General features: G+C 43.0%; 2 protein-coding genes. One reads left to right on the forward strand and one right to left on the reverse strand.

Going from position 1 to position 4028, the window contains the following annotated elements; translation table 11 throughout:
* The coding region (locus AC1DSL_RS16225) for a S8 family serine peptidase (RefSeq protein ID WP_477532985.1) at window positions 1–3843 on the forward strand (3843 nt) is incomplete at its 5' end.
* 59 nt (window positions 3844–3902) lie between these two features.
* On the opposite strand, the gene AC1DSL_RS16230 is transcribed toward AC1DSL_RS16225, so the two are convergent.
* A complete protein-coding gene (locus AC1DSL_RS16230) occupies window positions 3903–4007 on the reverse strand; it encodes an LIM domain-containing protein (RefSeq protein WP_477532986.1) in 105 nt (34 codons plus the stop codon).
* Window positions 4008–4028 lie beyond the last annotated feature (21 nt).

Genomic DNA, 4028 nt, shown 5'->3' on the forward strand with positions numbered 1-4028 from the left:
GTATTAGAGGCCGCTCTGAAAGGCAAAAAAGTAACCAAACAAAAAGCCAACGAACAGGTAGATCAAGAACATTCCACATTCCAAAGTGAACTGGAAAAAATCTTACCTGCTGCCACTTCTTCTTCAGAAGTCAAAAGTGCAGAACCTTCTTATAAAATCACCAGTTCCTACAAAACTTCTTATAACGGGGTGGCTCTTACCCTTCCTGCGAGCCAAGTAGAGACGTTGATGAAATCGGAAGTGGTCCAATCCGTACACAAAAATATCACCTTTACGGTAGAGCCTCCTTCCATCGCACAGGAAGAATCTAATAACGCTTCGACGCAAGCGGCTAGTGTTCCCCTTGTAGGAGTAGACAAGCTTCATGCGGAAGGAATCACAGGGAAAGGCGTAAAAGTAGGGGTCATCGATTCAGGGGTCGACTACAATCATCCTGATCTAATAGATGCCTTCAAAGGTGGCTATGACTTTGTCGATAATGACAACGATCCGATGGAAACCACCTACGCAGATTGGAAAAAGTCAGGTAACGCGGAATTCGATAGCGGAATCTCCTACTACACTGAGCATGGGACTCACGTATCTGGAATCATCGTCGGTCAAGCTAAAAATGATAGTGAAGTCTCTGTCAAAGGAGTCGCTCCAGATGCTGACCTCTATGTGTACCGTGTCCTTGGACCATATGGTAGCGGTACTTCGGAAGCCGTAATGGCGGGGATCGACCGAGCCGTTGCCGATGGCATGGATGTCATTAACATTTCCTTGGGAGCAGGAATTAACGATCCATACTATCCAACGAGTACAGCCGTGAACTATGCGGTATTAAGTGATGTCACTGCCGTGGTGGCTGCGGGTAACTCAGGACTTAACTCTTACACTCTCGCCTCTCCTGGAACTGCTGCACTCGCTCTCACCGTTGGAGCCAGTGATGTATCCATTTCTCATTCGTCCATGAAAGGGGCGATCGGAACACTCAGTGGGCTGGAACTGCTTAACATGGCAAAATCCTTCACTGATAACCTATCTACTCTAGAAGGGAAAAGTTTAGAACTAGTAAACGTAGGTCTTGGTGGTAACGCGAATTACACGGGCAAAGATGTGAATGGCAAAATCGCTTTCGTTGCTCGGGGAACATATGCATTTGCAGATAAAGTGAAGTTTGCGAAACAACATGGCGCGGCGGCTGTCTTAATGTATAACAACGAACCTGGCCATATTCCTGCTTACTTGGGAGAAAATCAAAACTTTATTCCTACTTTCTCTCTTACTCAAGAGGATGGACTCAAGGTGAAGGAGCAACTAACTGCAGGAAATAAATCCTTCACATTTAGTAATTTAACTGTAACCAAAACACAAGGGGACACCCTAGCTGACTTCAGTTCTCGTGGACCAGCCAAAAGAACCTATGACATCAAGCCAGAAGTCACCGCTCCTGGAGTCAGTGTGTTGTCTTCTGTACCCGCTTACATCGGGAACCATGACGCACCAACCGATTACAAATATGCGTATGCTCGTCTCTCAGGTACTTCCATGGCAACGCCAAATGCGGCTGGTGTAGCAGCACTCTTATTACAAGTCAATCCAACGTTACAGCCTGAAGATGTAAAAACAATCATGATGAACACCGCTGATCCACTGAATGGTTCCTACAGTGTATTTGAAGTGGGAGCAGGACGCGTGGATCCTTATCAAGCCGTCCATACGGGGATGAAGATTCAAGTACAGGATACGACCCTAGTTCCTAACGCTGATGGAATCACTACTATCAAAGAAAAAACAGGTGGCATTGCGTTTGGCACTCATTATGCAGGTGAAGATCTTAGCGTTACCAAAAAGTTGAAATTTCAAAACCTAACTGATAAAGTAAAGAATTTCAATTTGAACGTTCAGTTCCAAGCGGTGAAAGGTAGCCTAGATGCCGTAGCCAACCAGGTACAAGTGAAATTCCACCCAACCTTAACAGTGGATCCAGCTTCTACCGAAAGTCTACATGTTACCATCGAAGTGCCTAAAGCTGCTGCTGAAGGAATTTACGAAGGTTACCTCTTAGTGACCAACCAAGAGGATCAAACCGAGCAATATCGGATTCCATTTAGTGTTCGTACAGCGGAAGACAACTTCAAAACACTGGATATCGGTGGTAGTAATATATTTTCCCCAGCCTACTATCGCTATGATCACTATGGCGAATTTAATAGACAATCTTTGGTATCTGCGCAAATGAACTTGAAAACACCAATGAAAACCATGGACATGATCTTAGTAGACCGGAAATCTGGGCAAGAGCTTGGTTTCGTTGGACGACACAATCTGGTTGGAAAAAACGTCGATACAAGCTATTTCCTAGTTATGTTTAATGGAAACTACTATCCGTTTACAGCCGATGGAATCTCTACAGAAAAAGCACAAGCAAAACCGGGGCAATACCAACTGAAAACGATTACGACTACTGAGGCTGACAAAGTTCTTACCAAATCCTTCGATCTATTAGTAGATATTGATCTACCTACTTTTACAAGCTCATTGGATCAAGAGTCTCCGATCCTTGAGTACAAACCAGGTCAAACTACTTATCCATTTGAAGTGCAAATCTATGACAAAGAAATTGAAGCGGCAAAACAAGCAGGGATGGCAGTCGACCAATCCAAAAACCGGCTCTTGTCGTACTTCAACAGTCCAGTACCTAGCTCTGTCCGTATGGACGCAGCGGGAAAATGGAAAGAAGAAATACCGATGGATGAAAAAACTCCGGTCCTAAGCTTTAAGATGGATGGATTTGATGGAGGTGGGAACATAGGTGGAAGGAAAGCCTACTACTTTGTTAAAGAAGATACTCCATTTGCTTATGGAACCAGTAAACAAAAATCGATCGCATTAGGGGAAACGATTACCACTACCCTCACACTGGACAATGTAAAAAAATTAAAGTCAGCCACTTGGAATTTGTTAGACTCTGACTTTTATGGTCCTAAGTTTGGCACTCAACTAGAAGTGGTTGAGGCAAAACCCAATGCAGCATTAAGTGAGTTTGGTGAAGGAACAGTAACCGTTACCTATACGAATGGAAAACCATCGATCAAACTAGATGTAGCGTCTACGAAAGAAGTTTCTGGCAAAATCCCTGCTGTAGACGTAACTATTAAGGTGAAAGATACTGCTTACACTACAAGAGCAGGATTTAATGCAAAGGTTTCTTATGTGAATGAAGCGGGCACATCAACCAATCCCTTCTTTGCACCATTTTCTTGGAACGTCACCCCTACGTTCTCTGAAGCATTTGGCTACCTTACAGCAGAAGGTTTTAGAAAGTATGCATCTGGTCAAGTTATCATCTGGGATAAAAAAGATTGGGTTCAAGCTGGGGCTAAAGTAATCTTTTCCGATGCTATGGGTAAAGTCTACGATGCAACTATAAATAGCAGAATCCAACCAGAGTTCCTTGTGACTAAGCTTCCGTTAACCGATCAACTATTTACCAAAGAAGTACACCTACCCGGGCACTTTATTACGATACAAAAAAATCAAAAAGTTGGCTTCTTACGCAACGGTGTGTGGTATGGGCAATATATGTACATTGACAACAAAGAAGCAGTAGCAGGTGATGTAAACCAAGACCAAGTAATCGACATTTACGATGCACTGGCGATTCAAGAAGCTTGGGGCACAAATAAACGCGAAGCAGATATTAACTTTGATGGTATTGTTAATGCAACAGACATCGGATTTGTCAAAACCAACTACTTAAAAGTAAATCCAGATGTAGAAAACACGCCAAAACCTGCAAATCATGTGAAGAGTAAAAGATTAGATGATATTTTAAGAGAACTTGGAGTTACACCTTAATTCAATTTGCTTTGGGAGTCCTGATCWGATCAGGACTCTTTTTTTCATCATTCTAGCTCTTAGTTGGACTGATAGCATGGTCCACAATAAATTCTGCCATAGGCTTCAAATGTTTCATTAGACTCTAAACGTTGACCGCAATCTGAACAACTCTCCCTATACACATTTGGGTTTTTTAAGTAAGC

Source organism: Paenisporosarcina sp. P4_D4, from assembly GCF_056401835.1.